The 26,473-nt window shown below is 70.7% G+C and carries 27 protein-coding genes and 2 tRNA genes; 9 read left to right on the forward strand and 20 right to left on the reverse strand.

The window, feature by feature from the left end; genetic code table 11:
- Window positions 1–55 precede the first annotated feature (55 nt).
- The 4 genes from clpX to EXE59_RS22710 form a co-directional block, all read right to left on the reverse strand.
- The gene (clpX, locus tag EXE59_RS22695; protein WP_135840922.1) at window positions 56–1,336 is read right to left on the reverse strand and encodes an ATP-dependent Clp protease ATP-binding subunit ClpX; all 1,281 of its coding nucleotides are present in this window, start codon (window positions 1,334–1,336) and stop codon (window positions 56–58) included.
- Window positions 1,337–1,505: 169 nt separating this feature from the next.
- Entirely contained in the window at window positions 1,506–2,114 is a 609-nt protein-coding gene (locus tag EXE59_RS22700; protein WP_135840923.1) for an ATP-dependent Clp protease proteolytic subunit, read from the reverse strand.
- Between the two features lie 2 nt (window positions 2,115–2,116).
- The gene (locus EXE59_RS22705) at window positions 2,117–2,737 is read right to left on the reverse strand and encodes an ATP-dependent Clp protease proteolytic subunit (protein ID WP_135841482.1); all 621 of its coding nucleotides are present in this window, start codon (window positions 2,735–2,737) and stop codon (window positions 2,117–2,119) included.
- Window positions 2,738–2,862: 125 nt separating this feature from the next.
- Window positions 2,863–3,288, reverse strand: coding sequence for a MarR family winged helix-turn-helix transcriptional regulator (locus EXE59_RS22710; RefSeq protein WP_135840924.1), 426 nt, complete (start codon window positions 3,286–3,288; stop codon window positions 2,863–2,865).
- A gap of 24 nt (window positions 3,289–3,312) precedes the next feature.
- Here EXE59_RS22710 and EXE59_RS22715 point away from each other — a divergent pair, with 24 nt between their 5' ends.
- Entirely contained in the window at window positions 3,313–4,515 is a 1,203-nt protein-coding gene (locus EXE59_RS22715) for a phosphotransferase (RefSeq protein ID WP_135840925.1), read from the forward strand.
- Window positions 4,516–4,589: 74 nt separating this feature from the next.
- On the opposite strand, the gene tig is transcribed toward EXE59_RS22715, so the two are convergent.
- The 6 genes from tig to EXE59_RS22745 form a co-directional block, all read right to left on the reverse strand.
- Window positions 4,590–5,987 (reverse strand): trigger factor, encoded by a 1,398-nt coding sequence (gene tig, locus EXE59_RS22720; protein ID WP_168218645.1) that lies wholly within the window; start codon window positions 5,985–5,987, stop codon window positions 4,590–4,592.
- A gap of 166 nt (window positions 5,988–6,153) precedes the next feature.
- Window positions 6,154–6,226, reverse strand: a tRNA-Pro gene (locus EXE59_RS22725).
- Between the two features lie 46 nt (window positions 6,227–6,272).
- Window positions 6,273–6,346, reverse strand: a tRNA-Gly gene (locus tag EXE59_RS22730).
- An 84-nt stretch (window positions 6,347–6,430) separates the two neighbouring features.
- Complete coding sequence (locus EXE59_RS22735; protein WP_246056999.1) at window positions 6,431–7,486, reverse strand: PP2C family protein-serine/threonine phosphatase; 1,056 nt, start codon at window positions 7,484–7,486, stop codon at window positions 6,431–6,433.
- A complete protein-coding gene (locus EXE59_RS22740) occupies window positions 7,483–8,388 on the reverse strand; it encodes an Fpg/Nei family DNA glycosylase (RefSeq protein ID WP_135840927.1) in 906 nt (301 codons plus the stop codon). The genes EXE59_RS22735 and EXE59_RS22740 overlap by 4 nt, the downstream gene beginning before the upstream one ends.
- Window positions 8,381–8,887, reverse strand: a complete 507-nt coding sequence (locus EXE59_RS22745; protein ID WP_135840928.1) for a ribose-5-phosphate isomerase — start codon at window positions 8,885–8,887, stop codon at window positions 8,381–8,383. The genes EXE59_RS22740 and EXE59_RS22745 overlap by 8 nt, the downstream gene beginning before the upstream one ends.
- A gap of 104 nt (window positions 8,888–8,991) precedes the next feature.
- Here EXE59_RS22745 and EXE59_RS22750 point away from each other — a divergent pair, with 104 nt between their 5' ends.
- Both EXE59_RS22750 and EXE59_RS22755 read left to right on the forward strand, forming a co-directional pair.
- Entirely contained in the window at window positions 8,992–10,038 is a 1,047-nt protein-coding gene (locus tag EXE59_RS22750; protein ID WP_135839945.1) for an IS30 family transposase, read from the forward strand.
- A 71-nt stretch (window positions 10,039–10,109) separates the two neighbouring features.
- On the forward strand, window positions 10,110–11,468 hold the full coding sequence (locus EXE59_RS22755; protein ID WP_135840930.1) for an HNH endonuclease: 1,359 nt from the start codon (window positions 10,110–10,112) through the stop codon (window positions 11,466–11,468).
- Window positions 11,469–11,691: 223 nt separating this feature from the next.
- On the opposite strand, the gene EXE59_RS25200 is transcribed toward EXE59_RS22755, so the two are convergent.
- Genes EXE59_RS25200 through metG form a run of 5 tightly spaced genes read right to left on the reverse strand, consistent with a single transcriptional unit; the run spans window position 11,692 to window position 16,015 of the window.
- Window positions 11,692–12,078, reverse strand: coding sequence for a DUF3626 domain-containing protein (locus EXE59_RS25200; protein WP_425464527.1), 387 nt, complete (start codon window positions 12,076–12,078; stop codon window positions 11,692–11,694).
- Window positions 12,079–12,082: 4 nt separating this feature from the next.
- Window positions 12,083–12,961: an alpha/beta hydrolase gene (locus tag EXE59_RS22765; protein ID WP_246057103.1), complete on the reverse strand. Its 879-nt coding sequence runs from the start codon at window positions 12,959–12,961 to the stop codon at window positions 12,083–12,085.
- Complete coding sequence (locus EXE59_RS22770; protein ID WP_135840932.1) at window positions 12,961–13,602, reverse strand: NADPH-dependent F420 reductase; 642 nt, start codon at window positions 13,600–13,602, stop codon at window positions 12,961–12,963. The genes EXE59_RS22765 and EXE59_RS22770 overlap by 1 nt, the downstream gene beginning before the upstream one ends.
- 15 nt (window positions 13,603–13,617) lie before the next feature.
- A complete protein-coding gene (locus EXE59_RS22775; RefSeq protein WP_246057000.1) occupies window positions 13,618–14,199 on the reverse strand; it encodes an LURP-one-related family protein in 582 nt (193 codons plus the stop codon).
- A gap of 13 nt (window positions 14,200–14,212) precedes the next feature.
- Window positions 14,213–16,015: a methionine--tRNA ligase gene (gene metG / locus EXE59_RS22780; protein ID WP_135840933.1), complete on the reverse strand. Its 1,803-nt coding sequence runs from the start codon at window positions 16,013–16,015 to the stop codon at window positions 14,213–14,215.
- Window positions 16,016–16,109: 94 nt separating this feature from the next.
- Here metG and EXE59_RS22785 point away from each other — a divergent pair, with 94 nt between their 5' ends.
- Entirely contained in the window at window positions 16,110–17,687 is a 1,578-nt protein-coding gene (locus EXE59_RS22785) for a cation:proton antiporter domain-containing protein (RefSeq protein ID WP_135840934.1), read from the forward strand.
- Here the strand turns inward: EXE59_RS22785 and EXE59_RS22790 are convergent.
- A complete protein-coding gene (locus tag EXE59_RS22790; protein ID WP_135840935.1) occupies window positions 17,680–18,279 on the reverse strand; it encodes a mycothiol-dependent nitroreductase Rv2466c family protein in 600 nt (199 codons plus the stop codon). The two genes, EXE59_RS22785 and EXE59_RS22790, sit on opposite strands and share 8 nt — an antisense overlap.
- Window positions 18,280–18,359: 80 nt before the next feature.
- On the opposite strand from EXE59_RS22790, the gene pepN reads away from it, so the two are divergent.
- Window positions 18,360–20,912: an aminopeptidase N gene (gene pepN, locus EXE59_RS22795; RefSeq protein WP_135840936.1), complete on the forward strand. Its 2,553-nt coding sequence runs from the start codon at window positions 18,360–18,362 to the stop codon at window positions 20,910–20,912.
- Window positions 20,913–21,029: 117 nt separating this feature from the next.
- Here the strand turns inward: pepN and EXE59_RS22800 are convergent, their stop codons facing one another.
- Together EXE59_RS22800 and EXE59_RS22805 are read right to left on the reverse strand one after the other, a co-directional pair.
- Entirely contained in the window at window positions 21,030–21,410 is a 381-nt protein-coding gene (locus EXE59_RS22800; protein ID WP_168218646.1) for a DUF5130 family protein, read from the reverse strand.
- Window positions 21,397–21,786, reverse strand: coding sequence for a hypothetical protein (locus tag EXE59_RS22805; protein ID WP_135840938.1), 390 nt, complete (start codon window positions 21,784–21,786; stop codon window positions 21,397–21,399). Before EXE59_RS22805 ends, EXE59_RS22800 begins: the two co-directional genes overlap by 14 nt.
- A gap of 30 nt (window positions 21,787–21,816) precedes the next feature.
- Between EXE59_RS22805 and EXE59_RS22810 the strand changes: the two genes are divergently transcribed.
- On the forward strand, window positions 21,817–22,953 hold the full coding sequence (locus EXE59_RS22810) for a mechanosensitive ion channel family protein (RefSeq protein WP_246057001.1): 1,137 nt from the start codon (window positions 21,817–21,819) through the stop codon (window positions 22,951–22,953).
- A gap of 32 nt (window positions 22,954–22,985) precedes the next feature.
- The gene (locus EXE59_RS22815) at window positions 22,986–23,363 is read left to right on the forward strand and encodes a globin (RefSeq protein ID WP_135840939.1); all 378 of its coding nucleotides are present in this window, start codon (window positions 22,986–22,988) and stop codon (window positions 23,361–23,363) included.
- Here the strand turns inward: EXE59_RS22815 and EXE59_RS22820 are convergent.
- Complete coding sequence (locus tag EXE59_RS22820) at window positions 23,347–24,207, reverse strand: acyl-CoA thioesterase (RefSeq protein ID WP_135840940.1); 861 nt, start codon at window positions 24,205–24,207, stop codon at window positions 23,347–23,349. The genes EXE59_RS22815 and EXE59_RS22820 overlap by 17 nt on opposite strands.
- A gap of 35 nt (window positions 24,208–24,242) precedes the next feature.
- Window positions 24,243–24,425 (reverse strand): hypothetical protein, encoded by a 183-nt coding sequence (locus EXE59_RS22825; RefSeq protein ID WP_135840941.1) that lies wholly within the window; start codon window positions 24,423–24,425, stop codon window positions 24,243–24,245.
- Between the two features lie 142 nt (window positions 24,426–24,567).
- Here EXE59_RS22825 and EXE59_RS24005 point away from each other — a divergent pair, with 142 nt between their 5' ends.
- Both EXE59_RS24005 and EXE59_RS22835 read left to right on the forward strand, forming a co-directional pair.
- Complete coding sequence (locus EXE59_RS24005) at window positions 24,568–25,176, forward strand: TetR/AcrR family transcriptional regulator (RefSeq protein WP_246057002.1); 609 nt, start codon at window positions 24,568–24,570, stop codon at window positions 25,174–25,176.
- A 57-nt stretch (window positions 25,177–25,233) separates the two neighbouring features.
- Window positions 25,234–26,448, forward strand: coding sequence for an acetyl-CoA C-acetyltransferase (locus EXE59_RS22835; RefSeq protein WP_135840942.1), 1,215 nt, complete (start codon window positions 25,234–25,236; stop codon window positions 26,446–26,448).
- Window positions 26,449–26,473: the final 25 nt, after the last annotated feature.

A 26,473-nucleotide genomic window follows, 5' to 3' on the forward strand; every position in this document is an offset into this window, starting at 1 on the left:
GAAGTGACTAGGCCGCCATGGTCAGATCAGGCCAGTGTCACACCGGGCAAGTGGGTCAGGCGGACTTCTTCTTCCGGCCCTCTGCCTCGCGGAGGACCAGGGTGGGCGCGACGTCGTCCTGGACGACCTCGCGGGTCACGACCACCTTGGCGACGTCACCGCGGGAGGGCACGTCGTACATGACGTAGAGGAGGACCTCCTCGATGATCGCGCGCAGTCCGCGAGCACCGGTGCCGCGCTCGAGGGCCGCCTCGGCGATCGCGTCGATCGCGTCGTCGGTGAACTCGAGCTCGACGCCGTCGAGGTCGAAGAGCTTCTGGTACTGCTTGACGAGCGCGTTGCGCGGCTCGGTGAGGATCTGCACGAGCGCCTCGCGGTCGAGCTTGCTCACGCTGGCGATCAGCGGCAGGCGTCCGATGAACTCGGGGATCAGGCCGAACTTGGTCAGGTCCTCGGGGCGGACCTGGACGAGCAGGTCGTCAGCCTCGCGCTCGGCGGCACCGCGCACCTCGGCGGTGAAGCCGAGGGACTTCTTGCCGACGCGCTGCTCGATGATCTGCTCGAGGCCGGCGAAGGCACCACCCACGATGAAGAGGATGTTGGTGGTGTCGATCTGGATGAACTCCTGGTGCGGGTGCTTGCGGCCGCCCTGCGGGGGCACCGACGCGGTGGTGCCCTCCAGCATCTTGAGCAGCGCCTGCTGCACACCCTCGCCGGACACGTCGCGCGTGATCGAGGGGTTCTCCGCCTTGCGGGCCACCTTGTCGATCTCGTCGATGTAGATGATGCCCGTCTCGGCCTTCTTGACGTCGTAGTCGGCGGCCTGGATGAGCTTGAGGAGGATGTTCTCGACGTCCTCGCCGACGTAGCCGGCCTCGGTGAGCGCGGTGGCGTCGGCGATCGCGAACGGGACGTTGAGCATGCGCGCGAGCGTCTGCGCGAGGTAGGTCTTGCCGCACCCCGTCGGCCCGATGACGAGGATGTTGGACTTGGCGACCTCGACCACGTCGTCCTTGGCCTTGCCGGAGACCGGCTGGAGGCCGGCCTGGACGCGCTTGTAGTGGTTGTAGACCGCGACGGCGAGGGACTTCTTGGCGTGCTCCTGGCCGATGACGTAGGAGTTGAGGAACTCGAAGATCTCGCGAGGCTTCGGGAGCTCCTCGAGGCTCACCTCGGTGCCCTCGGCGAGCTCCTCCTCGATGATCTCGTTGCAGAGCTCGATGCACTCATCGCAGATGTAGACGTTGGGGCCAGCGATGAGCTTCTTGACCTGCTTCTGGCTCTTGCCGCAGAAGTTGCACTTGAGCAGGTCGCCACCGTCACCGATACGTGCCACGAGTCGTGTCCTCCAGTCTCGCCGGGAAAGGGTCCCGACACTCAACACCTTGCGCTGTGCTGTCTTGCAGTGAGCCGTACGACGGTACCCCGTGCCGCCCCCCGAAGGGGGTCGGACACGAGATGTCGTCGGCCTTCATTGTCGAGCTCCGGTCAGCCGCCCCGCGCCCTCAGGCGAGGGCGGGGGCGCCCTTGCGCGACTCGATGACGGCGTCGATCAGGCCGTACTCGACCGCCTGCTCGGCGGTCAGGATCTTGTCGCGCTCGATGTCGGCGCTGACCTGGTCGATGCTCTTGCCGCTGGAGTCGGCGATCATCTGCTCCAGGAGCTCGCGCATGCGCAGGATCTCGTTGGCCTGGATCTCGATGTCGGAGGTCTGGCCGAACGTGCCCTCGGTGTAGGGCTGGTGGATCAGGATGCGGCTGTTGGGCAGCGCCATCCGCTTGCCCTTGGCCCCGGCACCCAGCAGGATCGCCGCCGCGGAGGCCGCCTGGCCCAGGCACACGGTCTGCACGTCCGGCTTGATGAAGCGCATCGTGTCGTAGATCGCGGTCAGCGCGGTGAACGAGCCGCCGGGGCTGTTGATGTAGATGCTGATGTCGGTGTCGGGGTTCATCGTCTCCAGGCACATCAGCTGGGCGATGACCGCGTTGGCCACGTCGTCGCTGATCGGCGTGCCGAGGTAGATGATGCGCTCCTCGAACAGCTTGGCGTAGGGGTCGATGCGGCGGAAGCCGTAGGAGGTGCGCTCTTCCCACTGGGGGATGTAGTAGTTCATGTTCAGTCCTTCTGCGTCGAACCGGTTTGGCGGGCGGGGCGGCCCTCGTCGGCGGCTTCGCGGGCACTGGTGATGACCTGGTCGACGAGGCCGTACTCGACTGCCTGGTCGGCGGTGAACCACCGGTCACGGTCGGCATCGGCGATGACCTGCTCGACGCTCTGGCCGGTGTGCTCGGCGATCAGGTCGAGCAGCACCTTCTTGATGTGGAGCGACTGCTGGGCCTGGATCTTGATGTCCGAGGCCGAGCCGCCCATGCCCGAGGAGGGCTGGTGCATCATGATGCGCGCGTGGGGCAGGGCGTAGCGCTTGCCCTTCGTGCCGGCGCAGAGCAGGAACTGGCCCATCGAGGCCGCCAGGCCCATGCCGACGGTCGCGACGTCGTTGGGGATGTAGTTCATCGTGTCGTAGATCGCCATGCCGGCGTCGACGGAGCCACCGGGGCTGTTGATGTGCAGGAAGATGTCGGCGTCCGGGTCCTCCGCGGACAGCAGGAGGAGCTGCGCGCAGATCGCGTTGGCGTTCTGGTCGCGCACCTCGGAGCCGAGGAAGACGATGCGCTCACGGAGGAGGCGCTGGTAGATGTGGTCGTCGAGGCCATACATCCCACCGGCGCCGTTCATCTCGGGCGAGAGGGCTGGGCTGGAGTTCTGGTTCACGCTGGCGACACTAGCCGGAAGGACGGACAGTTCCACGCGGGAACCCGCCCTGTTCGCCCACAGCGGATTCATGCGCCCGGCGCGAGCACTCAGCCGAGCGCGACCTCCTCGAGCACCTCGCGGAACACGCGCCACCGCTCGGCACCCACCTGCTCGGCCCAGGCCTCGTCGCACGAGCGGAGCACGGCCGCGGACCGGGCCAGGGCGGTGCGACCGCGGTCGGTGATCCGTACGACCCGGGCGCGGGCGTCGTGGTCGGCGACCGCGACCTCCACCATGCCGAGCGCGTCGAGCTGGCGGACGAACTGGCCGCAGCCCTGCGTGGTCATCTCCGCGCACTCGGCCAGCTCGCTGATCGTGAGTCCCTCCGGCGGCAGCCACTCCAGCACCCGCAGCTGGGACGGACGCAGCTCCGGGGCCTGCTCGGCGAGCCGCTCGCGCAGCCGGCCGAAGACCATCCCCATCAGCATGGGCAGGTGGGGCTCGGTCGCGGGGCGCCTCTTGACGCGGGTCATGAAACCAACTTACCTTTTCTGATCATGAAAGCAACTTTCACGCCGCCCGCGGGGGTCGACCGGCGGGAGGTGCTGGGAGCCGACGACGTGAGCGACGCCGAGCTGGCCGCGATGGTGGCCGACCTCTGGGGGGTCGACACCGTAGACCTGCTCGACTCCACCGCCGAGCCCGTGGCGTACGACGTGCCGTCGATCCTCACCGGCGCACGCACGTGGGTGCGCGGCCACGCCGACGCCGGCGACGGCCCGCGCGAGTTCACGCTGTTCGTCAAGCACGTGCACAGCTGGCGCCACTCCCCCGCCTTCGCCGGGGTGCCACCGCATCTCCGCGAGTGGGCGGCGTCGTCGGTCCCCTGGCGTGCCGAGCCGCTCGTGTACGCCTCCGACCTGGCGGATCGGCTGCCCAGCGGCCTCGGGATGGCGCGGGCCGTCCGCGTCGAGGAGCGTCCCGACGAGACCGCGGTCATCTGGATGGAGGTCGTCGAGTCGGACCCGGTCCCGTGGGAGGCGGACGACAGCGTCCGCGCCGCACGCCTGCTGGGACGTATGTCCGCCAGCCCCCGGGTCGCGGAGCTGGCTGCCATCGACCCCCAGCCGTGGCATGTCGACGACTACGTCGCCGGCCGGCTGACCTTCACGGTGCTGCCCGGCCTGCAGGACGCCAGCACCTGGCAGCACCCGCGCGTCGACCAGCACTTCGGCGACCTCCGGGACGGACTCCTCGACGCCGCAGCACGCCTCGACGCCCTCGCCCGGGAGTTCGCCACCGCGCGCCACCTCGCCTCCCACGGTGACGCCTGCCCCAACAACCTCCTGCGTCGCGAGGGCGATCCCGGGTTCACCCTCATCGACTTCGGCTTCTGGCACCCGCAACCGGTCGGCTTCGACCTGTGCCAGCTCCTCGTGGGCGACATCCAGATCGGACGTCAGGACGTCGGCGACCTGCCCGAGCGGGCCGCCGCCTGTGTCGCGGCGTACGGCGCTGGCCTGGCGGACGAGGGCCTCGACGTCCCCCTGGCCGAGGTCCGCCGCAGCCACGCGGTGTGCCTGATGCTGTTCAACGGCCTGCCCAGCCTCCCCCTCGAGATGCTCGCGGAGGAGGCCGCGCTCGACGCCGAGGACGAGGTCACCGACGACTTCCGGGCCGGGCTCGACCACTGGGCCAGGCAGCGGGCCGGGATCGCGCGCTACGCCCTCGAGGTGCTGGCGGACACCGAGGCCGGCTGAGCCCGGCCGGCTGAGACTGGAAATGCCGACCGGCGCCCACCAGAGGTGGACGCCGGTCGTGTGCTGCTGCGGGGTCAGGCCTTCTCGGAGTCCTCGCCGGTCTCCTCGGCAGCGGCGTCCGCGGGCGCCTCGTCGACGGGCTCGCCGATGGTGCCGTCGGGGCGCAGGTTCTTCAGCTCGACCACGTTGCCGGAGGCGTCCTTGACGGTCGCCGCCTCGACGATCGTCGCGAGCGCCTTGCCGCGCAGGATCTCCTGCACGAGCTCGGGGATGTGGTTGTGCTCGAACATGTGGTTGGCGAACTCCTGCGGGTCCTGACCGGACTGCTGGGCGCGCCGCACGAGGTGCTCGGAGAGCTCGGCCTGGTCGATGCCGAACTCCTCCTGCTTGGCGATCTTGTCGAGGATGAACTGGGCGGCGACGGCGTCGCGGACCCGGCGCTCGAGGTCGGCCTCGAACTCCTCCTGGGTCTGGCCCTCGTCCTCGAGGTACTTCTCCATGGTGATGCCGGCGAAGCCGAGCTGCTGCTCGACGTTCTGGCGGCGGGCGTTGAGCTCGTCGGTCACCATGACCTCGGGCAGCGGGATCTCGACCTTCTCGAGGAGGGCCTCGAGGACCGCGTCACGGGCGGCGGCAGCCTGCTCGAGGCGCTTCCCGCGACCGAGGCGCTCGCGCACGTCGGCGGTGAGCTCCTCGGCGGTGTCGAACTCGGAGGCGAGCTGGGCGAACTCGTCGTCGTACTCGGGAAGCTGCTGCTCCTGGACGGCGGAGACCTTGACGGTCACCTGGACCGGCTCGCCGACCAGGTCGCCACCGACGAGCTCGGAGTCGAAGGTCGCCTCCTCGCCGGCGGACAGGCCCGCGAGCGCCTCGTCGAGGCCGTCGATCATGCCGCCGCGGCCGACCTTGTAGGACATGCCGGTGACCTCGCCGCCCTCGACGGTCTCGCCGTCACGGGCCGCGACCAGGTCGATGGTGACGAAGTCGCCGTCGGCGGCCGCGCGCTCGACGGGGACCAGGGTGCCGAAGCGCTCACGGAGCGCCTCGACCTGCTCGTCGACGTCGGCGTCGGAGATCTCGACGTCGTCCACGCTGGCCTCGAGGCCGTCGTAGGAGGGCAGGTCGAAGTCGGGCTTCACGTCGACCTCGGCGGTGAACTCGAGGGACTCGTTGTCCTCGAACTTCGTCACCTCGATCTCCGGCTGGGCGAGGGGCTCGAGGTCGTGCTCCTGCAGGGCAGCCATGTACTGCTGCGGGACGACGGCGTTGATCGCCTCGTCGAGGACCGGGCCGCGACCGACCTGGCGGTCGATGACCGCCGGCGGGACCTTGCCGCGGCGGAAGCCCGGGACGTTGATCTGCTTCGCGATCTTCTGGTACGCCGCGTCGAGGCTCGGCTTGAGCTCCTCGAAGGGCACCTCGACGGTCAGCTTGGCCCGGGTCGGGCTCAAGGTCTCGACGGCGCTCTTCACAAATGTCTCCTGATGCTGATGGTCGTGGGGTGACGTGCGGCAGCGCCGGGGCACGCGCCCGGCGACCGCAAACCCGATGAGTCTATCGACGGCGTGGGCACACGCCGAATCACGCCCGAGCCGCCCGTGGGGGCTGGGACAGGAGGACACGGGAGGGACAGGTGGGTCGGGGCGACAGGACTCGAACCTGCGATCTCCTGCTCCCAAAGCAGGCGCGCTAGCCACTACGCTACGCCCCGCCAAACCGGCCCCGCGCGCCCCGGAGAGGGGGTACGGGAGCCTGCTTGGAGCGGATGACGGGAATCGAACCCGCGTAGCCAGTTTGGAAGACTGGGGCTCTACCATTGAGCTACATCCGCGCGCGTCCCGACGACGTCGTGGCCGCCGGTTGCGGTGTCATGGTGCCACACCGGCGCGCGCTCGCCGCAACCGGCTCGCGCGGTTCAGCGGCGGTGGACGAGGAGCAGCGCTCGGTCGTCGTTGCGGGAGCCGAGCGCCTCCACGAGCCGCGTCGCCCCGCCCTCGAACTCGCCCCGCAGGAGTCGCTCGGCCTGGCCGAGCATCCGGTCGATGCCGAGGGCGATGTCGCGGGTGCGCGTCTCGACCATGCCGTCGGTGTAGAGCAGCAGGGCGTCGCCGTGGCGCATCTCGCCCGAGACGGTCGGGAAGTCGGCGCCGTCGATGAGGCCCAGGATCGGCCCCTCGGACTCGAGGACCTCCCACCGCCCGGAGCCGGCGTGACGCAGCGCGGCGGGCGGGTGCCCGGCGCTGCGGATGTCGTAGTGGCCGGTCTCCAGGTCCAGGGACAGGTGGATCGCGGTCGCGAAGCCCTCGTCCCAGTCCTGCTGGAGCAGGAACCGGTTGGCACCCGCCAGGAACTCGCTCGGCGGCAGTGCGCTCAGCAGCCCGCCGATCGCCCCGCACAGCAGCAGCGCGCGGGTGCCGGCCCCCTGGCCCTTGCCGGAGACGTCGACCACCGCCACCTCCAGCCGGCCCTCGACGCGGGAGGCCACGACGAAGTCCCCCGCGAACGGGGTGCCGCCGGCCGACCGCAGCTCGGAGGCGGCGTACCACTCCTCGGGGAGGTCCGGGATCCCGCCCTGGCGCAGGATCCGGTCCCGCAGGTCGACGAACATCATCTCGCCCTGGATGCCCGCGACGCCGAGGCGCGAACGGCGGAACGAGGACAGCAGCACCATGAAGCCGAGGCCGAAGATGATCACCACGGTGAGGCCGATGCGGACGGTCATCGGGTCCTGGGCGGGGATGACGAGGGCGAGGACCAGCAGCACGAACACGACGAACCACGGCAGCTGACGCGGGCCGAGGACGAGGCTCGACACGACGAGCGGGACCAGCAGGGTGACCAGCGGCATGTCCACCGGGAAGAGCCAGATCGCCCCGCCGATGAGCAGCGTGGCGGCCACGAGCAGCGTGAGCACGCGCGAGCCACGTGGGACGACCCGTCCCACGGCTGTGCCCAGCGATGGAGAACTCACGGCCGAGCTCCTCCCGCTGCGCCAGGCCTCTTGCTGGGAGATCGTACGGCCCGCGAGCGGAACTTCGGCTGGCATCGCGGACACCAGAAGACATTGCGCCCCACCAGCTCGCTCGTGCGCACGGAAGTGGTGCAGACCAGGCACGGCATCGAGGTGCGCCGGTAGACGTACACCTCGCCCCCGTGGTCGTCGCGACGGGGCTCGCGGCCCATCGCCTCCGGCGTGTGCTCGGGACGCACGGTGTCGATGCGTCCGGTGCGCACGCCCTCGGCCATGAGCTCGACGAGGTCGTCCCACATCGCCTGCCACTGGCCGACGCGGAGCGTGTCGCCGGGGCGCAGCGGGTGGATGCCGTGCCGGAACAGCACCTCGGCGCGGTAGACGTTGCCGACCCCCGCGAGGACCTTCTGGTCCATCAGCAGGTCGCCGATCGCGCGAGGGCTCCTCGAGATCCGCCGCCAGGCCAGACCAGGATCGGCGTCGTCGCGGAGCGGGTCCGGACCGAGCCTCGCGAGCACCTGCTCGCGCTTGTCCGGGCCGACCAGGTCGCACAGGATGGCACCGCGCAGGTCGGCGTACGCCGTCTGGCGGCCCACCTGGGGGACCGTGACCAGCCGCAGGCGTACGGCTCCGACCGGGGCCGGCACCTCCTGCCCGCCCGCGTCGAGGACGTGCACGTCGAAGCGTCCGATCAGGCCCAGGTGGACGTGCACGAACCGCTCGCCGTCGAGCTCGACGAAGAGGTGCTTGCCCGCGGACTCGGCACCGACGAGCCGCGAGCCGTCGACCTGCTCCGCGTCGGCGGCGAAGCGTCCCTGCGGTGAGCTCACCCGTACCGCACGACCGGCGAACGCGGCCGTGAGGTCGTCGGCCAGCTTGCGGAGGGTGTGGCCCTCAGGCATCCGGTCCGCGGAGCGCAGACTCGGGCAGCGGCGGGAGCTCCTGGGTCTCGTCGTACGTCGTCAGCTGGCCGATGCGGCGCACGTGGCGCTCGTCTCCCGAGAACGGCGTGGTCAGGAACACCTCGACGAAGCGGGTCATGTCGTCGAGCGAGTGCATCCGGCCCCCGACGGAGACGACGTTGGCGTCGTTGTGCTCGCGCGCCAGCACGGCGGTCTCCTCGGACCAGACCAGGGCGCAGCGGATGCCCTCGACCTTGTTGGCCGCCATCTGCTCGCCGTTGCCCGATCCGCCGATCACGACGCCGAGGCTGTCCAGGCCCTCGGCACGGTCGGCGGCCACGCCTTCGGCTGCCCGGAGGCAGAAGCAGGGATAGTCGTCGAGGGCGTCGTAGACGAAGGGACCGTGGTCGACGATCTCGTAGCCGTGGTCGACCAGCCAGGTGACGAGGTGGTCCTTCAGGTCGAGGCCGGCATGGTCGGAGCCGAGGTGAACGCGCATGGGAGGAGTTTGGCAGAGCGGCAGCAGTGGTGGATCGATGGGCTCGCGCCCCGCGAACTCAACCGGTTGTTGCAACTCGATCGTGGAGTGAGAGGTTGCGGCGCGTGCCGGGAGTGAGGTTGACCGCGGATCAGCGGTTGGTGATAGAGCGGGCGTACATGGCGGGCCTGCCACAGGCCACGATTGCGGCGTTGGTGGGCAAGCATCCCTCGACGATCTCGAGGGAGTTGCGGCGTGCGGGGTCGTTCGGGACCAGGTCGCCACGTGCTCGCACCGCGCGGGGGCGTGGTGCTGGGTATCGGGTGAAGTACTCCGCGAAGTGGTCCCAGCGTGAGGCAGCGAGGAAGGCGCGCCGGCCCAAGGCGCGGCGCCTGGACCACGCGCCGTTGCGGGAGAAGGTGTGGGGGCTGCTACGCGACGACTGGTCGCCTGAGCAGATCGCGGCGATGCTGCCGGTGTTGTTCCCACGCGATCTGAGGATGCGGGTGTCGCACGAGACGATCTACCAGTCGCTGTTCGTCCAGACCAAGGGCGAGCTCAAGCGTGAGTTGACCGCGCACCTGCGCACCCGCCGGCAGCGCCGCAAGGCCCAGACCGGCGGCGCGAAGCGGGTCACGCTGGGGATCACCGATGACATCCGGATCTCACAGCGACCCGCTGAGGCGGACGATCGGGCCGTGCCCGGACATTGGGAGGGCGATCTGCTGCTCGGTGGTGTCGGCAAGGGGGCGGTACTCACGCTGGTCGAGCGGTCCTCGAGGTTCGTGCTCCTCGCGCCGCTGCCAGGCCAACACCGCGCCGACCAGGCCCGGTGGACGTTGAACGAGATGATCGCGACCCTGCCGTTGGAGCTGCGGAAGTCGATCACCTGGGACCGTGGATCCGAGATGGCTCAGCACGCCAAGTTCAGCATCGAGTCTGGGATCCCGATCTACTTCTGCGACCCCCAGTCGCCATGGCAGCGGGGCACCAACGAGAACACCAACGGCCTGCTGCGCCAGTACTGGCCCAAGGGCGCCGACCTGCGTCACCTCACCATGGCCGAGTGCGACCGGGTGGCCCTGAAGCTGAACACCCGCCCCCGCAAGACACTCGAGTGGCAGACTCCGGGCCAGGCGCTCAATCAGAGGCTCGTTGCATCAGCCGTTTGAATTCGCGCCCTTGACCCAGGTCTGCCAAGGTGAGACAATCGAACACCTGTTCGATCCGCGGAGGAGCGAAGATGGACGAGACGGTTGACACCACCTGCCAGACGGTTGACACCACCTGCCAGACGGGTGAGCTCCATGCCCTCGCAGACCTCCTGGCCGACGTGGTCCCGGGTGCCCTGCCGGTCGATCACCTCGACCAGCTCGAGGCGCTGGAGCGGATCAAGTCCGCGGCGGCAGCGGCGCAGGCCGTGGTCGCAGCTACCTTCGCGGACGCCGCCGACATCGAGGACGTCCCGGCCAGCCGTCGGCACACGCCCCCGCGCGCGATGTCGGTCGGTGCCGAGGTGGCGCTCGCCACGCTGTCCAGCCCGTACGCCGGCGAGCAGCGGGTCCTGCTCTCGCGCCGGCTCCGCGACCAGCTCCCCCTCACGCTGGCCGCGCTGCGGCGGGGCGAGCTCACCGAGGACCGGGCGTTCGCCGTCGCGCGCGAGGTCGGCCACCTCGCCCCCGAGCAGCGCTCGCGCGTCGACGAGGACCTGGCACCGCGGCTCGCCGGCCTCGGCGACGTTCGTCTCCGCGATGCCGTGCGCCGGTCGTGCCTGACGCACGCCGCCGACTCGGAGACCCGCCGTTGTCGGCGGGCTCGTGCCGACCGGAGAGTGACCAGCCGTGCCCTCGACGACGGCACCGGCCGGCTCACAGCCGTCCTCCCGCTCGAGGCCCTGGCGGCCGTACGCAGCGCCCTCGACGTCGAGGCAGCCGCCGCACGTGCCGCCGGGGATCCCCGGACCGCGGGTCAGGTCCGGGCCGACGCCCTCGTCGCCCGGTTGACGGGGCTGGACGAGGTCGACGGCGTCCCGCCGGTCCAGGTCAACATCGTCATCGCGGTGGAGTCACTCTTCGGCGTGGGCACCGAGCCCGGCCGGGTCACGGGGGTCGGGCACCTCCCCGCCGCCCTGTGCATCGACCTGGTCCGCCGCGCCAGCCACGCCGCCAGGGCCACCCTCCGGCGACTCTTCGTCTCCCCCACGGCTCGCGCGCTGGTCGCGATGGAGTCCACGAGCCGCAGGTTCGACGGACTGCTCGCCGAGTTCCTCGATCTTCGCGACGACGGGCTGTGCCGCACGACCGGCTGCAACGCGCGGATCCGCCACCACGACCACGTGATCCGCGCCGCGGACCATGGTCGCACCGCTGCTGCCAACGGACAGGGACTCTGCGAGCGCTGCAACTACGTCAAGGAATCGCCGGGCTGGACCTGCTGGGTCGCCGACCCGGGCGACGCCGGCCTCCACGAGGTCCACGGGGTCACCGAGCACCTCCGGATCCTGCGATCCACCTCGCCGCCGGTGCCCGGCGGTGGCGCAGGCAGCGTCGACTACTCACCACTCGAGCTGCAGCTCGCCAGCAACTTCACGCTGGCCTCGTAGGTCCCGACCTCAGTCGGATCTCCGCCCGAACCGGGCCAGGCAGTGCCAGAGCCACTTGACTGGCTGTGCGTGGTCACCGGACCGCGGTAGGACGGGTCGATGCTCTCTGCGCGGACCCGGTAGCCGGGATGCACCTCGACGGCGCAGTCGATGCGAGTCAGTGCGTCGGCATGCTCCTCCCGATCGGTGGGATCCATCACGAGTGCGTCGACGTCCCTGGCGATCACCAGTCCCCCGTGCCGCGCCTGCTCGCCGAACGCTTCGGGCTCGTAGACGCTGTCAGGCCAGCAGAACGTCGTCCGGGTCGGCACCGCCGGTCGCACCGGAGGTACGCGGACCCGAATCGTGGCGCCGCCCCGAAGGGGTCGTCGTAGCGGTGCCATGCTCCGTACACCGGCCGATCGGCGGGGGCCGCCGAGTCGTAGCGCCCCGCGAACATCCGACTGTCCCGCCGCCAACGATCTCCGTCCGGATGCGCAGTCAGTCCGCCGTTGGACGTGCCGGTCTCCCACTGCGTGCGATAGACGCCCCCGGATGCCAAGGCGTCGATCACGGTGGAGTCGCCGAAGCACCACCCCGGATGGAAGTGGACGGTCATCGACGGTGACATCGGCTCAGGGGGTCGTCAGGTGCTGGTCGAGCCAGCCCGCCACCTGCCGGACGAGGGGCTCGGACGCGGTGAACTGCGCGTGCCGCCAGAAGCCGTGCGTCTGTCCGAGGCAGCGGATGCCGACGCTCTCGACGCCGGCCTCGGCGATGCGCCGCGCGAGCTCCTCGCCCTCGTCACGCAGCGGGTCGGCCTCCGCGGTGGCCACGAAGGTCGGCGGGAGGGTGTGCAGCCGGTCGGAGAGCAGGGGCGCGAGGTCGGGGTCGTCCAGGTCGGCCTCGCTGCGGGCGTACTGCTGCCAGTACCAGGTCGCCTCGGACGGGTCGAAGCCCGACGCCGCCCCCAGCTCCCACGACGGGAAGCTGTTGCGCGGGTCGAGGAAGGGGTAGACCAGCGCGACCGCGCGGAAGAAGCCCGGGTTGTGCAGCGCAGCGACGAGGGCGAGGTTGCCGCCGGCGGAGTCGCCGTGGGCGGCGTACGGCCCCTGGGGCCCCCGGCCGTCGCGCAGCCAGCGCACCACGGTGTCCAGGTCGTCGGGGGCCGCGGGGAACGGGTCCTCGGGCGGGCGACGGTAGTCCACGCTCAGCACCGCGCGCCGGCCCCGGTTGGCCATCCGCCGGCAGATGCCGTCGTGGACGTCGACGTCGTTGAGGACGAAGCCGCCGCCGTGGGCGTGCACGACCAGCCCCGGCAGCGGGTCCGTGGGGGTGAAGAGCCGGCACGGCACGCCGTACGCGTCGACGTCCTCGACCGAGGCGACGTCCTCGCGGGGCTGGCGCAGGTTGAACCGGCGCACGTCCTCGCGGTGGGCGGAGAGGTCGAAGCCCGGGGCACGGAGGTCGGGGCCCGGGTCAGCCGCGACGGCGGCGCGGACCTCGGGGTACATCACGTCCCCCGCACCACCTTGATGTTGAACTCGGCCGTGCCGAGCGAGCCCATCAGGCGCAGCCACAGCGGCAGCCACATCTCCACGCCGCGCGCGGTCTCGATGCCGCCGAGGTCGATCACGTCGCGGTGGCCCAGCTCGGCCAGCACCCCCGCGACGAGACGCTTCGCGTCGGCGTCGTCGCCACTGACGAAGACGCTCGTCGGCTCGGGGAGGCGGTCGGGGTGGGCCATCAGGTCGGCCGTCAGGGTGTTGAGCGACTTGACCACCCGCGCGTCGGGGAAGGCCCGCTGGACCTGCTCCCCCAGCGAGTCGGTGTCCTTGACGCTCAGCGTCGGCGGGAAGCCGGCGGAGAAGTCGAGCGGGTTGGAGATGTCGAGGAGCACGACGCCGGTCAGGTCGCCGGCCTGCGCGAGGAGGTCGAGCGCACTCGCGCCGTTGCCCGCGTGCACGACGAGGTCCGCACCCGCCGTCGCCTCGGCGAAGGTGAGCAGCTCGACGCCGGGCAGCTCGCTCCACCCCTCGCGCACCTGGGTCGCGGCCGGGTCCCGCGTGCCGAGGCGTACGACGTGGCCGAGCTCGGCGAGTCGTGGGGCGATGGTGCGACCGACCGTGCCGGTGCCGAGGACTGCGATGTGCACGACGACCTCCTGGGGCTAGCGGGACATGAGCGCGTCGAGGCCCACCGCGACGGCGGCGGCCACCCGGAAGTCGACCCGCTGGTCGGGGACGGTGACGCGATAGCGGTCGCCCAGCGACATCTTGCGCTCGACGGAGAAGAGCGGGCTACCCGCGGAGTCGACGAAGTCGAAGTGGATCGGGATGAAGTCGAGGTCCGTGAAGCGGCGCAGCAGCCCGACGACCTGGCTGCGCTCCTGGCCGGTGCCGGTGTAGCCCGGTCCCTCGATGTGGAAGGTGGAGCGCAGCAGCGAGGCGCCGAAGTCCTTCCTGAAGAACCCGATCTGCGCGCCGGACTCGTCGGTGATGTCGTAGCCGGCGTTGAGGTCGAGCTTCTTGCGGGCCTTGAACCCGAAGACGGGTCTCGTCCTGCTCCCGTCGGAGAAGAACGTGACCTGCTCCTTGAAGGCCATCCGTTTCTGCTCGGCGAGCGCCATCAGCCGCGTCGGGTTCCCGGCCTCGTCGGACTCGGAGACCTCGTAGCGGTTGACCATCAGGGTGAGCTTCTGCTTCACCACGAAGTGCGGCAGGTACATCTCGGCGGTGCTTCCGGCGGTCATGTGCCGAGCCTAGTCAGGCCCCGGCGCGGGCGAGCTCCTCCTCGACCACGGAGGGGTCGAGCTTGGTGAAGACCGGCGTCGGCTTGTCGACCTTCGCCCCGACGACGACCGGGCGCGACTCCCACGCGGGCGTCGAGGAGTACTCGCCGGTGATGATCGAGTACGACGTGTGGCCGGCGCCGTTGCCGGGCTCGAGCTCCTCGACCTGCTCGACGCGCGGCATCGGCATGAGCTCGCCCTCGCCGCCGAGCACCGCGTGCACCTTGTTGGCCGAGTGCGGCAGGAACGGCGACAGCAGCGTGTTGCAGTCGCTCACGCACTGGGCCGCCACGTGGAGGACGGTGCCGAGGCGCTCGCGCTGCGACTCGTCCTTCATCTTGTAGGGCTCGGTGAGCGTGAGGTACTTGTTCACCTCGCCGACGACGCGCATCGCCTCGGCGATCGCGGCCCGCAGCCGGTGCTTCCCGACGAGGCCGCCCACGGTGTCGAAGCCGTCGCGCACGGTCGCGAGCACCTGCTCGTCGACCTCCTCGAGCGCTCCCGCAGCCGGGATCTCGCCGAAGCTCTTCGCGATCATCGTCGCCGTGCGGTTGACCAGGTTGCCCCAGCCGGCGACCAGCTCGGAGTTGTTGCGGGTGACGAAGTCGGCCCAGGTGAAGGCCGCGTCGGAGGTCTCCGGGCCGGCGGCGCAGATGTAGTAGCGCAGCGCGTCGGGGCCGTAGCGGGCCAGGAAGTCCCCGACGTAGATCACGTTGCCCCGGCTGGTGGAGAACTGCAGGTCCCCGAAGGTGAGGAACTCGCTGGAGACCACCTCGGTCGGCAGGCTGAGGGTGCCGAACATGCCGGGCTCGCCACCCTTGGCGCCCTCGCCGTTGTAGGCCAGCAGCTCGGCCGGCCAGATCTGCGAGTGGAAGACGATGTTGTCCTTGCCCATGAAGTAGTAGGACTCGGCGTCGGCGTCGTTCCACCACTCGCGCCACTTGTCGGGCTCGCCGAGTCGCCGGGCCCACTCGATCGAGGCCGACAGGTAGCCGATGACGGCGTCGAACCAGACGTAGAGCCGCTTCGTGGGCTGGTCCTCCCAGCCGGGGACCGGGATGCCCCAGTCGATGTCGCGCGTCATCGCGCGCGGCCGGATCTCCTTGAGGATGTTCTGGCTGAACTTGATGACGTTGGGCCGCCACAGGCCGGTGGCCTCACGCTGGTCGAGCCACTCCCCCAGCGCGTCGGCGAGCGCGGGCAGGTCGAGGAACCAGTGCTGGGTGTCGATGAACTCGGGCACCTCGCCGTTGATCTTCGACCGCGGGTCGATCAGCTCGGTCGCGTCGAGCTGGTTGCCGCAGTTGTCGCACTGGTCGCCCCGAGCGCCGGCGTACTTGCAGATCGGGCAGGTGCCCTCGATGTAGCGGTCCGGGAGCGTACGGCCGGTGGACGGGCTGATCGCGGTCTTCGTGGTCTCCTCGACCATGTAGCCGTTGCGGCGGCAGGTCTCGAACATCTCCTGCACCACCGCGTAGTGGTTGCCGGTGGTCGTGCGGGTGAAGAGGTCGTAGGACAGCCCCAGGCCGCAGAGGTCGTCGACGATCACCTGGTTGTACTTGTCGACGAGCTCGCGCGCGGGCACGCCCTCGTTGTCGGCGAGCACCAGGATCGGCGTGCCGTGCTCGTCGGTGCCGCTCACCATGAGGACGTCGTGGCCCGCCATCCGCATGAACCGGCTGAACACGTCGGAGGGCACGCCGAAACCGGCGACGTGGCCGATGTGGCGCGGGCCATTGGTGTACGGCCAGGCGACGGCGGACAGGACACGAGTCATGGGTGCAGCGTAGTGAGCCTCGCTAGCCGGTTTCGAGGCGGTACGCGGAGTACGTCCCCACTAGGGTGGCGCCGACCGACCGCTGGGAGGTGGGATGTCGATCGACCTGGTGCTCATGCTGTCGGCGGCCGCGGCCGGGGGCCTGCTGGCCCATGCCGTACGCCTGCCTCCCATGGTCGGCTTCCTGCTCGCGGGCTTCGCGCTCGCCGGGCTGGGCGTGGAAGGCACTCCCGCGCTGGAGGCGCTTGCGGACCTCGGCGTGGTGCTGCTCCTGTTCGCGATCGGACTGAAGTTCGACATCCGTGTGCTGGTACGTCGCGAGGTGCTCGGCGTCAGCCTGGCGCACGCCCTCATGAGCATCGTGCTGGTGCTGACGCTGCTCACGGTCGCTGGAGCCGTCGGGGTGGGGCTGCTCGCCGACGTCGGGGGCGCCGACCTGGTGCTGGTGGCGCTCGCCCTCTCGTTCTCCAGCACGGTGGTCGCGGTCAAGGTCCTCGAGGAGCAGAACGCCACGCGATCGCTCCCGGGACGCACCACCATCGGGATCCTCGTCGTGCAGGACCTGGTGGCCGTGGCCGTGCTGGCGGTCGTCGAGGGCGAGGGACCCCGTTGGTGGGCGCCCCTGCTCCTGGTCCTGGTGCCTGCCTCGTGGCCGGTGCGCCGGATGCTCGCCCGGCTCGACCACGGCGAGCTGCTCACGCTCGTCGGCGTCGCCCTCGCGCTGGTCCCGGGCTACGCCCTGTTCGACGCCGCCGGGTTGAAGGGGGACCTCGGAGCCCTGGCGATCGGCGTCCTGCTCGCGCCCTCACCGCGGGCGGAGGAGGTGGCCAAGTCCGTCTTCTCCGTCAAGGAGCTGCTCCTCGTCGCCTTCTTCCTGTCGGTCGGACTGCATGGCGCGCCCGACGTGTCCGGCATCGCGCTGGCCGTGGCGCTCGTGGCGCTGGTGCCGGTGAAGGCCGCCCTCTTCGCGCTGCTGCTGGGGGCGTGCGGCTTCCGCGTACGGACGGCCAGCCGCGCTGCGGTCTCGCTCGCGAGCTTCTCGGAGTTCGCCCTCATCGTCGTGGTGGCGGCAGCCGCCGCCGGCGCCGTGGACCCCGAGTGGCTGGTCGTGGTCTCGACGGCCGTCGCGCTGAGCTTCGTCGTTGCGTCGGTGACGAGTGCCGTCGTCGATCCCGTGTCGTCCGCGGCGTCGCGGCGCGTGCCTGACCCCCGTGGCCTGCATCCCGAGGAACGACCTGTCGACCTCCGGCGCGCCGATGCCCTGGTGCTCGGGATGGGCCGGTTGGGGCGGGCTGCCAGCAGCAGGCTGATCGAGGGATACGGGCTGCGCGTCACCGGCGTCGACTCCGACGCCGCGCGGGCCGGAGACCTGACGGCCGAGGGGCTCCACGTGGTCGAGGGCGACGCCACGGACCCCCTCTTCTGGGCCCGGGTCCGGGACGAGGGCACCGTGCGACTGGTCCTCCTGGCGATGCCCTTCCACGGCAGCAACCTCGCCGCGCTCGAGGAGCTGCAGCGCAGCGGGTTCGGGGGCTCGGTCACCGCCGTGACGCGCTACGACGAGGAGGTCGCGCAGCTCGTGGAGCGGGCGGCGGTCGTCGGGCTGTACGACGCAGCGGGCGCCGAGCTGGCCGACCGCGCGGTGCGCACGGCCGACCCCGGCGTCAGCTGAAGTCGAGGTCGCCGGTCCGCGAGCGCTTCAGCTCGTAGAAGTAAGGGAACTTCGCGACCGCGACGGCGCCGTCCCACAGCTCGCCGGCCTCCTCGCCGCGGGGGATCTTCGACAGCACCGGGCCGAAGAACGCCGACCCGTTGATGTGGATGGTGGGCGTGCCGACGTCGTCGCCGACCGGGTCCATGCCCTCGTGGTGGCTCTTGGCGACGGCGTCGTCGAGCGACGCGTCGTCCCAGGCCTCGATCAGGTCGGCCGGCAGGCCCACGTCGGCCAGCGACGCCGCGGCGGTCTCCATCGACAGCTCCTCGCCGTTGTTGTGGCGGCGCGTGCCGATCGCGGTGTACCAGTCGCCGAGGGTCCTGTTGTCGTACTGCTCGGCGATGCTGATCGCCACCCGGACCGGCTTCTCGGTGCCCTGGAGCATCTCGCGGTACCCGGCCGGGATGTCCTTGTCCTTGTTGAGGTGGGCCAGCGACATGACGTGCCACTGCACCTCGATGTCGCGGACCTGCTCGACCTCACGGATCCAGCGCGAGGTGATCCAGGCGAACGGGCAGAGCGGGTCGAACCAGAGGTCAGCGGTAGCCATGTCCACCACAATCCCTCGCCTCGGCCACGTATTCCCCACCGGTGTGGGCCGGGCCACAGCCCCGGTGGCAGGATGCCCGCATGCCTGGAACCAACCTCACCCGGGACGAGGCCGCCACCCGCGCCGCTCTCCTGGACGTCTCGGCGTACACCGTCGACCTGGACCTGACGTCAGCCACCCGCCCCGACGAGGCCACCTTCGTCTCCACCACCACGCTCGAGTTCGCCTGCCGTGAGCCCGGCGCCAGCACCTTCGCCGACCTGGTCGCCCCGACCGTCCGCGAGATCACCCTCAACGGTCGCAGCCTCGACCCGGCCACGGCGTACGCCGACAGCCGCATCGCGCTCGACGACCTCGAGGCGACCAACACGCTCGTCGTCACCGCCGACTGCGCCTACTCCAACACCGGCGAGGGCCTGCACCGCTTCGTCGACCCCGCCGACGACAAGGTCTACCTCTACAGCCAGTTCGAGGTTCCCGACGCCCGCCGGGTCTTCACCACCTTCGAGCAGCCCGACCTCAAGGCCGTCTTCACCTTCAACGTCACCGCGCCGTCGCACTGGGTCGTGGTCTCCAACGCCGCGACGCCCGAGCCGACCGAGTCGGGTGACGGTGCGTCGGTCTGGCGATTCCCCACCACCAAGCGGATGTCGACCTACATCACCGCCATCGTCGCCGGCGAGTACCACGGCGAGTTCGACACCTACGAGGGCAAGTTCGGCACGATCCCACTCGGCCACTACTGCCGCCAGTCGCTCAAGGAGCACATGGACACGGCCGAGCTGGTCAAGCTCACCAAGCAGAGCTTCGCGTGGTTCGAGGAGCAGTTCGACTACCCCTACCCGTTCGGCAAGTACGACCAGCTCTACGTGCCTGAGTACAACGCCGGCGCGATGGAGAACGCCGGCTGCGTGACCCTGCGCGACGAGTACCTCCCCCGCAGCCGCCAGCCGCGCTCGTTCTTCGAGTTCCGCGCCTCGGTGATCACCCACGAGATGGCCCACATGTGGTTCGGCGACCTCGTGACCATGAAGTGGTGGGACGACCTCTGGCTCAACGAGTCGTTCGCCGAGTGGGCCTGCTACTGGTGCGAGGCCAACGCCACCGAGTTCGACGATGCGTGGACCGGATTCGCCAACGCCCGCAAGCAGACCGGCTACCGCGCCGACCAGCTGCCCTCGACGCACCCGATCGCGGCCGACAACGTCGACCTGCACGCCGTCGAGGTCAACTTCGACATGATCACCTACGCCAAGGGCGCCTCGGTGCTCAAGCAGCTCGTCGCGTGGGTGGGCATCGAGCCGTTCCTCGAGGGTCTGCGCGCCTACTTCAAGGAGTGGGAGTACGGCAACCCTGAGTTCAAGGACCTGCTCGTCACGCTCGAGAAGGCGTCGGGCCGCGAGCTCCAGGGCTGGGCCCAGGAGTGGCTCCAGACGGCCGGCGTCAACACGCTCGCGCCGGCATTCGAGCTCGACGGCGAGGGAGCGTACGCGTCGTTCTCCGTCGAGCAGACCGCCCACGAGGACTGGCCGACGCTGCGTCGCCACCGCCTCGGCATCGGCCTCTACGACGAGGTGGACGGTCGCCTGGTGCGACGCGACTACCTCGAGATCGACGTCGAGGGCGCCAGCACCGAGGTGCCCGAGCTGGTGGGCGTCGAGCAGCCCGCGCTGCTGCTGCTCAACGACGAGGACCACGCCTACGCCAAGATCCGCCTCGACGAGCGCTCGATGGCGACCGCGATCTCCGCCCTGTCGACCTTCGCCGACTCGCTGCCGCGCGCGCTGGTGTGGGGTGCCGCGTGGGACATGACCCGCGACGGCGAGATGCGTACGCGCGACTGGGCCGACCTGGTGCTCGCCAACATCGGCGCCGAGACCGACGCGTGGGCCGTGACGCGGATCCCGTCGTCCACTGCACTGGCGATCAGCTTCTACTCCGACCCCGCCCACCGTGCGGAGCTGAAGGCACGCTGGGAGACGGGCCTGCGCGAGCTGCTGCTCGCCGCCGAGCCCGGCAGCGACCACCAGCTCACCTTCGCGCGGTCCTACGCCGGCGCCGCGCACAGCGACAGCGCGCTCGACGACCTCATCGGACTGCTCGACGGGTCGTTCACCGTCGAGGGGCTGGCGATCGACCAGGACATGCGCTGGGCGCTCATCACCGCGCTCGCCAAGCAGGGTCGCTTCGGCGACGCCGAGATCGACGCCGAGCTCGAGGTCGACAGGACGATCTCGGGCCAGGAGCAGGCGGCCGCCGCCCGCGCCGCCCAGCCGACCGCCGAGGCCAAGGCCGCCGCCTGGGCCGCGCTCGTCGACCCGGCCACCCCCAACGAGACCTCGCGCGAGATCGCGTTCTCGATCTTCCGCTTCGGCCAGGAGGACGTCCTCGGGCCCTACCTCGAGAAGTTCCTGACCGCCTCGGAGACGCTCGTCGACACCCTGGGCTTCCACAAGGCCTCGACGATCCTCGAGTACGGCTTCCCGAGGCCGCTCGGCTCGGAGGCCACGCTCGCCCGCCTCGACGAGTGGCTCGCCGGCACCACTGCCCCCAAGCAGGCGCAGCGCTACGTCGGGGAGGCGCGCGCCGAGATCGCCCGCGCGCTCGCCGCCCAGCGGTACGACGCCCGCTGACATGCGAGTCGGCGCGTCCTGACGCGCGTACGACGCCGAGTCGGCGCATCCTGACCGCTTGGAGGTCAGGGTGCGCCGACTCGCGGCAACTTCGGCGTCAGGATGCGCCGAGTCGGCTCAGGCGTGGAGCGTGTTCTGCGGGCGCGCGTGCTCGGCGAGCATCGCGATGCCGCGCTGGAGCCCCGCGGCGAGGTTGCCGGCAGCGAACTCCGACGACATCGCCAGCACCGCCAGCTCGACCTCGGCGTCGGTCAGGTGCCGGCGCACGTCGCCACCGGTGACGACCTCGACGACACGCCGGCGCGGGTCGACGAGCACCAGCACGCTGCGCGCGGGGGCCACGAGCCGGTTGTGCAGCCGGGTCGCCCAGGCGCGGGTGTCGTCACCCTCCGCCGGCCCGACGTAGACCGAGAACTCGAAGCGGCAGGACTGCTCGGCGAGACGGATGGCCTTGTCGAGGGCAAGACGGTCGGTCTCGCTCAGCTCACCAGCTGCCACTGGCTCCACCCGCCCGGGAGTCCGCGCCGTCGGGGGCGGGGAGCTCGGCGACACCCTGGCGGGGGCCGCCGATCCACTGGGCCTCGCCGGCGGAGTGGTCGGGGAGCAGCTTGTCGCCGCGGATCATGGCCGGCAGGTAGACCGCGACGGCGATGAGCACGACCAGCAGCAGTGGCGCACCGAGGAAGAGGCCGAGGGTGTGCAGGGCGTCGAGGCCCTGGTGCTCGGTCTGCTCGCCCCACCCCGCCGGCACGTCGGCGCTGGCCGGCGCGGACAGCAGGGCCAGCGCAGGGGCACCGGTCAGGACGACGGCGCGTCCGGCCCAGCGGGCGTACGCGCTGCGGGACGGGCGGGAAGGGCTGACGTGCGTGGTCACGGCTACAAGGCTATCGCCATACTGGCGGGCATGCCTCACCCCCTCGCCACCCCGATCATCAACGTGACCGAGGTCTCCGGGAGCGAGACCGCCACCCCCAACCTGATGTCCACGTGCGGGCCGGACGAGAACATCTGCGGCTGGGTCTACGACTGGACCGGCAACCAGCAGCTGGCCAACGTCGCGGACTGGGTCGTCGGCAAGCCGTCGGCCCTCGTGGGACTGATCCTCATCGGACTCGTGGTCCGGTGGCTGCTCCACCGGCTGATCGACCGCATCGTCATGAAGGCCGAGCACGGCGTGCTGCCCGACCGGGTCAGCCGCGCCATCTCAGGCGGCCGGATGGGAGCCGCGCTCAACCTCCGCGAGGACCCGGGCTACACCCGCCGCGTCCAGCGCGCGGCGACCATGGGATCGCTCCTCAAGAGCATCGTCACCGGCATCGTGCTGGTCGTCATCGCGCTCATGTTCATCGCGGAGCTCGGCTACGACATCGCCCCGCTGATCGCCAGCGCCGGCATCATCGGCGTCGCCATCGGGTTCGGCTCGCAGGCGCTGGTCAAGGACTTCCTGTCCGGCATCTTCATGATCTTCGAGGACCAGTACGGCGTGGGCGACGAGGTCGACCTCGGCGAGGCCGTCGGCACCGTGGAGGCGGTCAGCCTGCGCGTCACCCGGCTGCGTGACGTCAATGGCACCGTCTGGTACGTCCGCAACGGCGAGATCCTGCGGGTCGGCAACATGAGCCAGAACTGGGCGCGCACCGTGCTCGACGTCAACGTGGGCTACGGCGAGGACCTCGCGCGCGTACGCGCGGTGCTGGCCGACGTCGCCCACGACCTGTGGGAGGACGACGACTTCAAGGGCCGCATCATCGAGGAGCCGTCCGTGTGGGGCGTGCAGGACCTCGGTCCGGATTCGGTGGTCGTGCGGGTGGCGCTCAAGACGGCGCCGCTGGAGCAGTGGGCGGTCGCCCGCGAGATGCGCCAGCGGATCAAGTACCGCTTCGACCACGAGGGCATCGAGATCCCCTTCGCGCAGCGCGTGCTGTGGATGCGCGACGGCGACCCGCGGGAGCCCGACGGCGACGCCGCGGACTCCCCTGCCGACCCGCCTGCCGACGCTCCTCCCGCGGAAGGTCCGTCCCGCGCCGAGGGACCCGCCTGAGCGCGCGAACGGCCAGCGGACACAATGGCCGGGTGACGACCACGTTCTACGACGAGATCGGCGGCGAGGCGACGATCCGCACGATCGTCCACCGCTTCTACGAGGGCGTGGCCGACGACGAGCTGCTGCGGCCGATGTACCCCGAGCAGGACCTCGGTCCCGCCGAGGAGCGCTTCACCCTGTTCCTCATGCAGTACTGGGGCGGCCCGACGACGTACGGCGACACGCGCGGGCACCCGCGGCTGCGGATGCGCCACGCCCCGTTCCGGGTCACGCCCGACGCCGCCCAGCGCTGGCTGGTGCACTTCCGGGCGGGCCTGGACGAGGCCGACCTCACCGAGGAGCAGGACGCGCGCTTCTGGGACTACGTGACCCACGCGGCCCAGTTCATGGTCAACTCGATGGAGTAGCGGCCGCGACGATCTCGCGGAACCCGTCGGGGACCGGCGCCGGCCGGCCGGTGGCGCTGTCGATGCACACCCCCACGACACGGGCGCGGGCCAGGACCTCGTCGCCGTCGCGCACCACGGACTCGAAGACCACCGACGTGCTGCCGAGGTGGGAGACCCACGTACGGCAGTCGTACGGCTCGGCGCGGAAGAGGATCGGACGCCGGTAGTCGACATCCGTCTGCGCGACGACGAGGTGGTAGCCCACGCCGAGCTCGCGGCCGGTGGACACCATCAGCTGGATCCGCGCCTCCTGGAAGTACTCGAAGTACTTCACGTTGTTGACGTGGCCGTAGACGTCGACGTCGCTGAACCGCACGTGGACCGGGTAGTGCCCGCCCGGCACGTCGACGACCTCGGGCGCCGGGCGCGGACGGGCGGGCTCGTCCGGCTCGAGGAGCCGCGACAGCGACTCGCGCTCCTCCTCGTGCAGCCGGCGCGGCCGCTCGGTGGCGAAGACGTAGGGCGTCAGCACCGTGCGCGCGCTGAGGAACACGGTGCGCTCCCCCGACTCGTCCTCCTCGAAGACCTCGTAGGCCATGGTGAAGCTCGCCGCGCGGATCTCGGTGACCCAGCACTCGATGGCCACCGGCTCGAAGCCGAAGGTCAGCGCGGACACGTACGTCACCTCGTGCCGGACGACCACCACGCCCTCGGCGAGGTCCTCGGCCCTGCTGTCGGGGGCGTGGGTGCGGAACATGTCGACCCGCGCCTCCTGGAGGTAGTCGACGTAGGTGACGTTGTTGACGTGGCCCAGCAGGTCGAGGTCGGCCCACCTCAGCGGGCAGCGGTAAAGGTGGCGCACGCCCCGATCGTCGCAGATGCGGCCGGGGTCGGCGATCAGTGCGCGAAGTGCAGACGGCCGTAGTAGGCGGGGATCGACTCGTGGCGGGCCAGGCGGTCGCGACGTGTGCTGCGCACACCGACGACGAGCGAGGCGGCCAGCAGGCCGACGACGGCCAGGGCGGCGATGCCGACGACGACGAGCAGGACGGTGACGGCGGTGGGATCGAGGAGCTGCATGGCAATGCCTTTCTACAGATGTAGGTTCTACGTACGTAGAAGACTACCCTCTCGTACCGAAGAGGCAAGGGGCCGCGGCATGGCGCGCGTCACCGTGACCCGAGCGACATCCCGGCCCACCCGACCCCACCCCAGGAGTGCCGTGCCCCCCAGGACCGACGGGCTCACCCCGAGGCGCCGCGAGATCCTGTCCGCGGCGACGACCGTGCTGGCGAGGACGGGCAACCGCGGCCTGACCCACCGCGCCGTCGACCGCGAGGCCGGCCTGCCGGAGGGGAGCTCGTCGGCCTACTTCCGGACCCGCGACGCGCTCCTCGGCGCCCTGGGGGACTTCGTGGCCGACCGGCTGGCGAACGACGTGGAGGCGCTGGGCACCCGGCTGGCATCGTGCCCGGGCGACCATGAGCGCGCCGTGGCCGAGGTGTCCGGCCTGTTCTCCCGCTGGCTCGAGCAACCAGACCTGCTGGCGGCGCGCCTCGAGCTGACGGTCGCGGCCACGCGCGACGACCGGCTGGCCGAGCGTTTCACGCAGTGGCGCGCCGACCTCGTCACCAGGGTGCGCGAGGTGATGGCCGCAGCGGACGAGGAGGCCGGCCAGGACAGCGCCGCCGCCGCGGAGACACTCGTCGCCGCCCTCGACGGCGTGCTGCTGGCCTCCCTCCTCCAGCCGGCTCGCGAGCGGCGACGGTTCGTCAGCGAGAGCGTCGAGCTGCTGCTGACCGGCCTCGCCCCGGGGCCCGCGCCGGCCTGAACGACCGCAGCGCTAGTCTGCCGACAGACCCCAACCGACGAGTAACCGGAGTTCCCCATGCCCGAGGCAGTGATCGTTTCCGCAGCGCGCTCCCCCATCGGCCGGGCCAACAAGGGCTCGCTGAAGGACTTCCGCCCCGACGACCTCACGGCCCTCGTCGTCCAGGCCGCGCTGGACAAGATCCCCGGGCTCGACCCCGCTGCGATCGAGGACCTGCTCCTCGGCTGCGGCCTGCCCGGTGGCGAGTCCGGCAACAACATGGCGCGAGTCGTGACCACGCTCCTCGGCCTCGAGGTCCCGGGTGCCACCGTCACCCGCTACTGCTCGTCGTCGGTGCAGACCACCCGGATGGCCTTCCACGCCATCAAGGCCGGCGAGGGCGACATCTTCGTCTCCGCCGGCGTCGAGACCGTCTCCCGGTTCGCCAAGGGCACCTCCGACCACCTCCCCGACACCCGCAACCCGCTCTTCGCGGATGCCGGCGCCCGCACCGACGAATACGCCGAGGGCGGCAAGGACTGGCACGACCCGCGCGAGGACGGCCTGCTCCCCGACATCTACATCGCCATGGGCCAGACGGCCGAGAACGTCGCCCGGCTTCGCGGCCTGGACCGCAGGGAGCTCGACGAGTTCGCCGTGCGGTCGCAGAACCTCGCCGAGAAGGCGATCGCCGACGGCTTCTGGGACCGCGAGATCACCCCGTTCACGACTCCCGACGGCACCGTGGTGACCAAGGACGACGGCCCGCGTGCCGGCGTGACCTACGACGCGATCGCCGGCCTGGACCCGGTCTTCCGCCCCGACGGCGTCGTCACGGCCGGCAACTGCTGCGCGCTCAACGACGGCGCAGCAGCGGTCGTCGTCATGTCCGACACCAAGGCGGCCGAGCTCGGCCTCACCCCGCTCGCCCGCATCGTCTCCACGGGCGTCTCGGGCCTGTCGCCGGAGATCATGGGCCTCGGCCCGGTCGAGGCGACGAGGAACGCGCTGAAGTACGCCGGCATGACCATCGACGACATCGACCTCGTCGAGATCAACGAGGCCTTCGCCGCCCAGGTCGTCCCGTCCTACCAGGACCTCGGCATCGACCTCGACCGCCTCAACGTCAACGGCGGCGCCATCGCGGTGGGCCACCCGTTCGGCATGACCGGCGCCCGGCTGCAGAACACGATGCTCAACAGCCTCGACTGGCACGACAAGTCGACCGGCCTGATCACCATGTGCGTCGGCGGCGGCCAGGGCATGGCGATGATCCTCGAGCGCGTCTCCTGACCGTCCCAGGGGCTCGTCCGCACTA

Source organism: Nocardioides eburneiflavus, from assembly GCF_004785795.1.
GTDB lineage: Bacteria > Actinomycetota > Actinomycetes > Propionibacteriales > Nocardioidaceae > Nocardioides > Nocardioides eburneiflavus.

Bases quoted from the DNA above. Each gene is read 5' to 3' on its own strand.
- EXE59_RS22810 (WP_246057001.1), top strand. From the start codon at position 21,817: ATGCCTCACCCCCTCGCCACCCCGATCATCAACGTGACCGAGGTCTCC.
- metG (WP_135840933.1), bottom strand. From the start codon at position 16,015: ATGACTCGTGTCCTGTCCGCCGTCGCCTGGCCGTACACCAATGGCCCG.
- EXE59_RS22755 (WP_135840930.1), top strand. From the start codon at position 10,110: ATGGACGAGACGGTTGACACCACCTGCCAGACGGTTGACACCACCTGC.
- EXE59_RS22710 (WP_135840924.1), bottom strand. From the start codon at position 3,288: ATGACCCGCGTCAAGAGGCGCCCCGCGACCGAGCCCCACCTGCCCATG.
- EXE59_RS22775 (WP_246057000.1), bottom strand. From the start codon at position 14,199: ATGACCGCCGGAAGCACCGCCGAGATGTACCTGCCGCACTTCGTGGTG.
- EXE59_RS22745 (WP_135840928.1), bottom strand. From the start codon at position 8,887: ATGCGCGTTCACCTCGGCTCCGACCATGCCGGCCTCGACCTGAAGGAC.
- EXE59_RS22765 (WP_246057103.1), bottom strand. From the start codon at position 12,961: ATGTACCCCGAGGTCCGCGCCGCCGTCGCGGCTGACCCGGGCCCCGAC.
- EXE59_RS22825 (WP_135840941.1), bottom strand. From the start codon at position 24,425: ATGCAGCTCCTCGATCCCACCGCCGTCACCGTCCTGCTCGTCGTCGTC.
- EXE59_RS22790 (WP_135840935.1), bottom strand. From the start codon at position 18,279: ATGGCTACCGCTGACCTCTGGTTCGACCCGCTCTGCCCGTTCGCCTGG.
- EXE59_RS22705 (WP_135841482.1), bottom strand. From the start codon at position 2,737: ATGAACGGCGCCGGTGGGATGTATGGCCTCGACGACCACATCTACCAG.
- EXE59_RS22785 (WP_135840934.1), top strand. From the start codon at position 16,110: ATGTCGATCGACCTGGTGCTCATGCTGTCGGCGGCCGCGGCCGGGGGC.
- EXE59_RS22700 (WP_135840923.1), bottom strand. From the start codon at position 2,114: ATGAACTACTACATCCCCCAGTGGGAAGAGCGCACCTCCTACGGCTTC.
- EXE59_RS22835 (WP_135840942.1), top strand. From the start codon at position 25,234: ATGCCCGAGGCAGTGATCGTTTCCGCAGCGCGCTCCCCCATCGGCCGG.
- EXE59_RS22740 (WP_135840927.1), bottom strand. From the start codon at position 8,388: ATGCCTGAGGGCCACACCCTCCGCAAGCTGGCCGACGACCTCACGGCC.
- EXE59_RS22715 (WP_135840925.1), top strand. From the start codon at position 3,313: ATGAAAGCAACTTTCACGCCGCCCGCGGGGGTCGACCGGCGGGAGGTG.
- EXE59_RS25200 (WP_425464527.1), bottom strand. From the start codon at position 12,078: ATGTCACCGTCGATGACCGTCCACTTCCATCCGGGGTGGTGCTTCGGC.
- pepN (WP_135840936.1), top strand. From the start codon at position 18,360: ATGCCTGGAACCAACCTCACCCGGGACGAGGCCGCCACCCGCGCCGCT.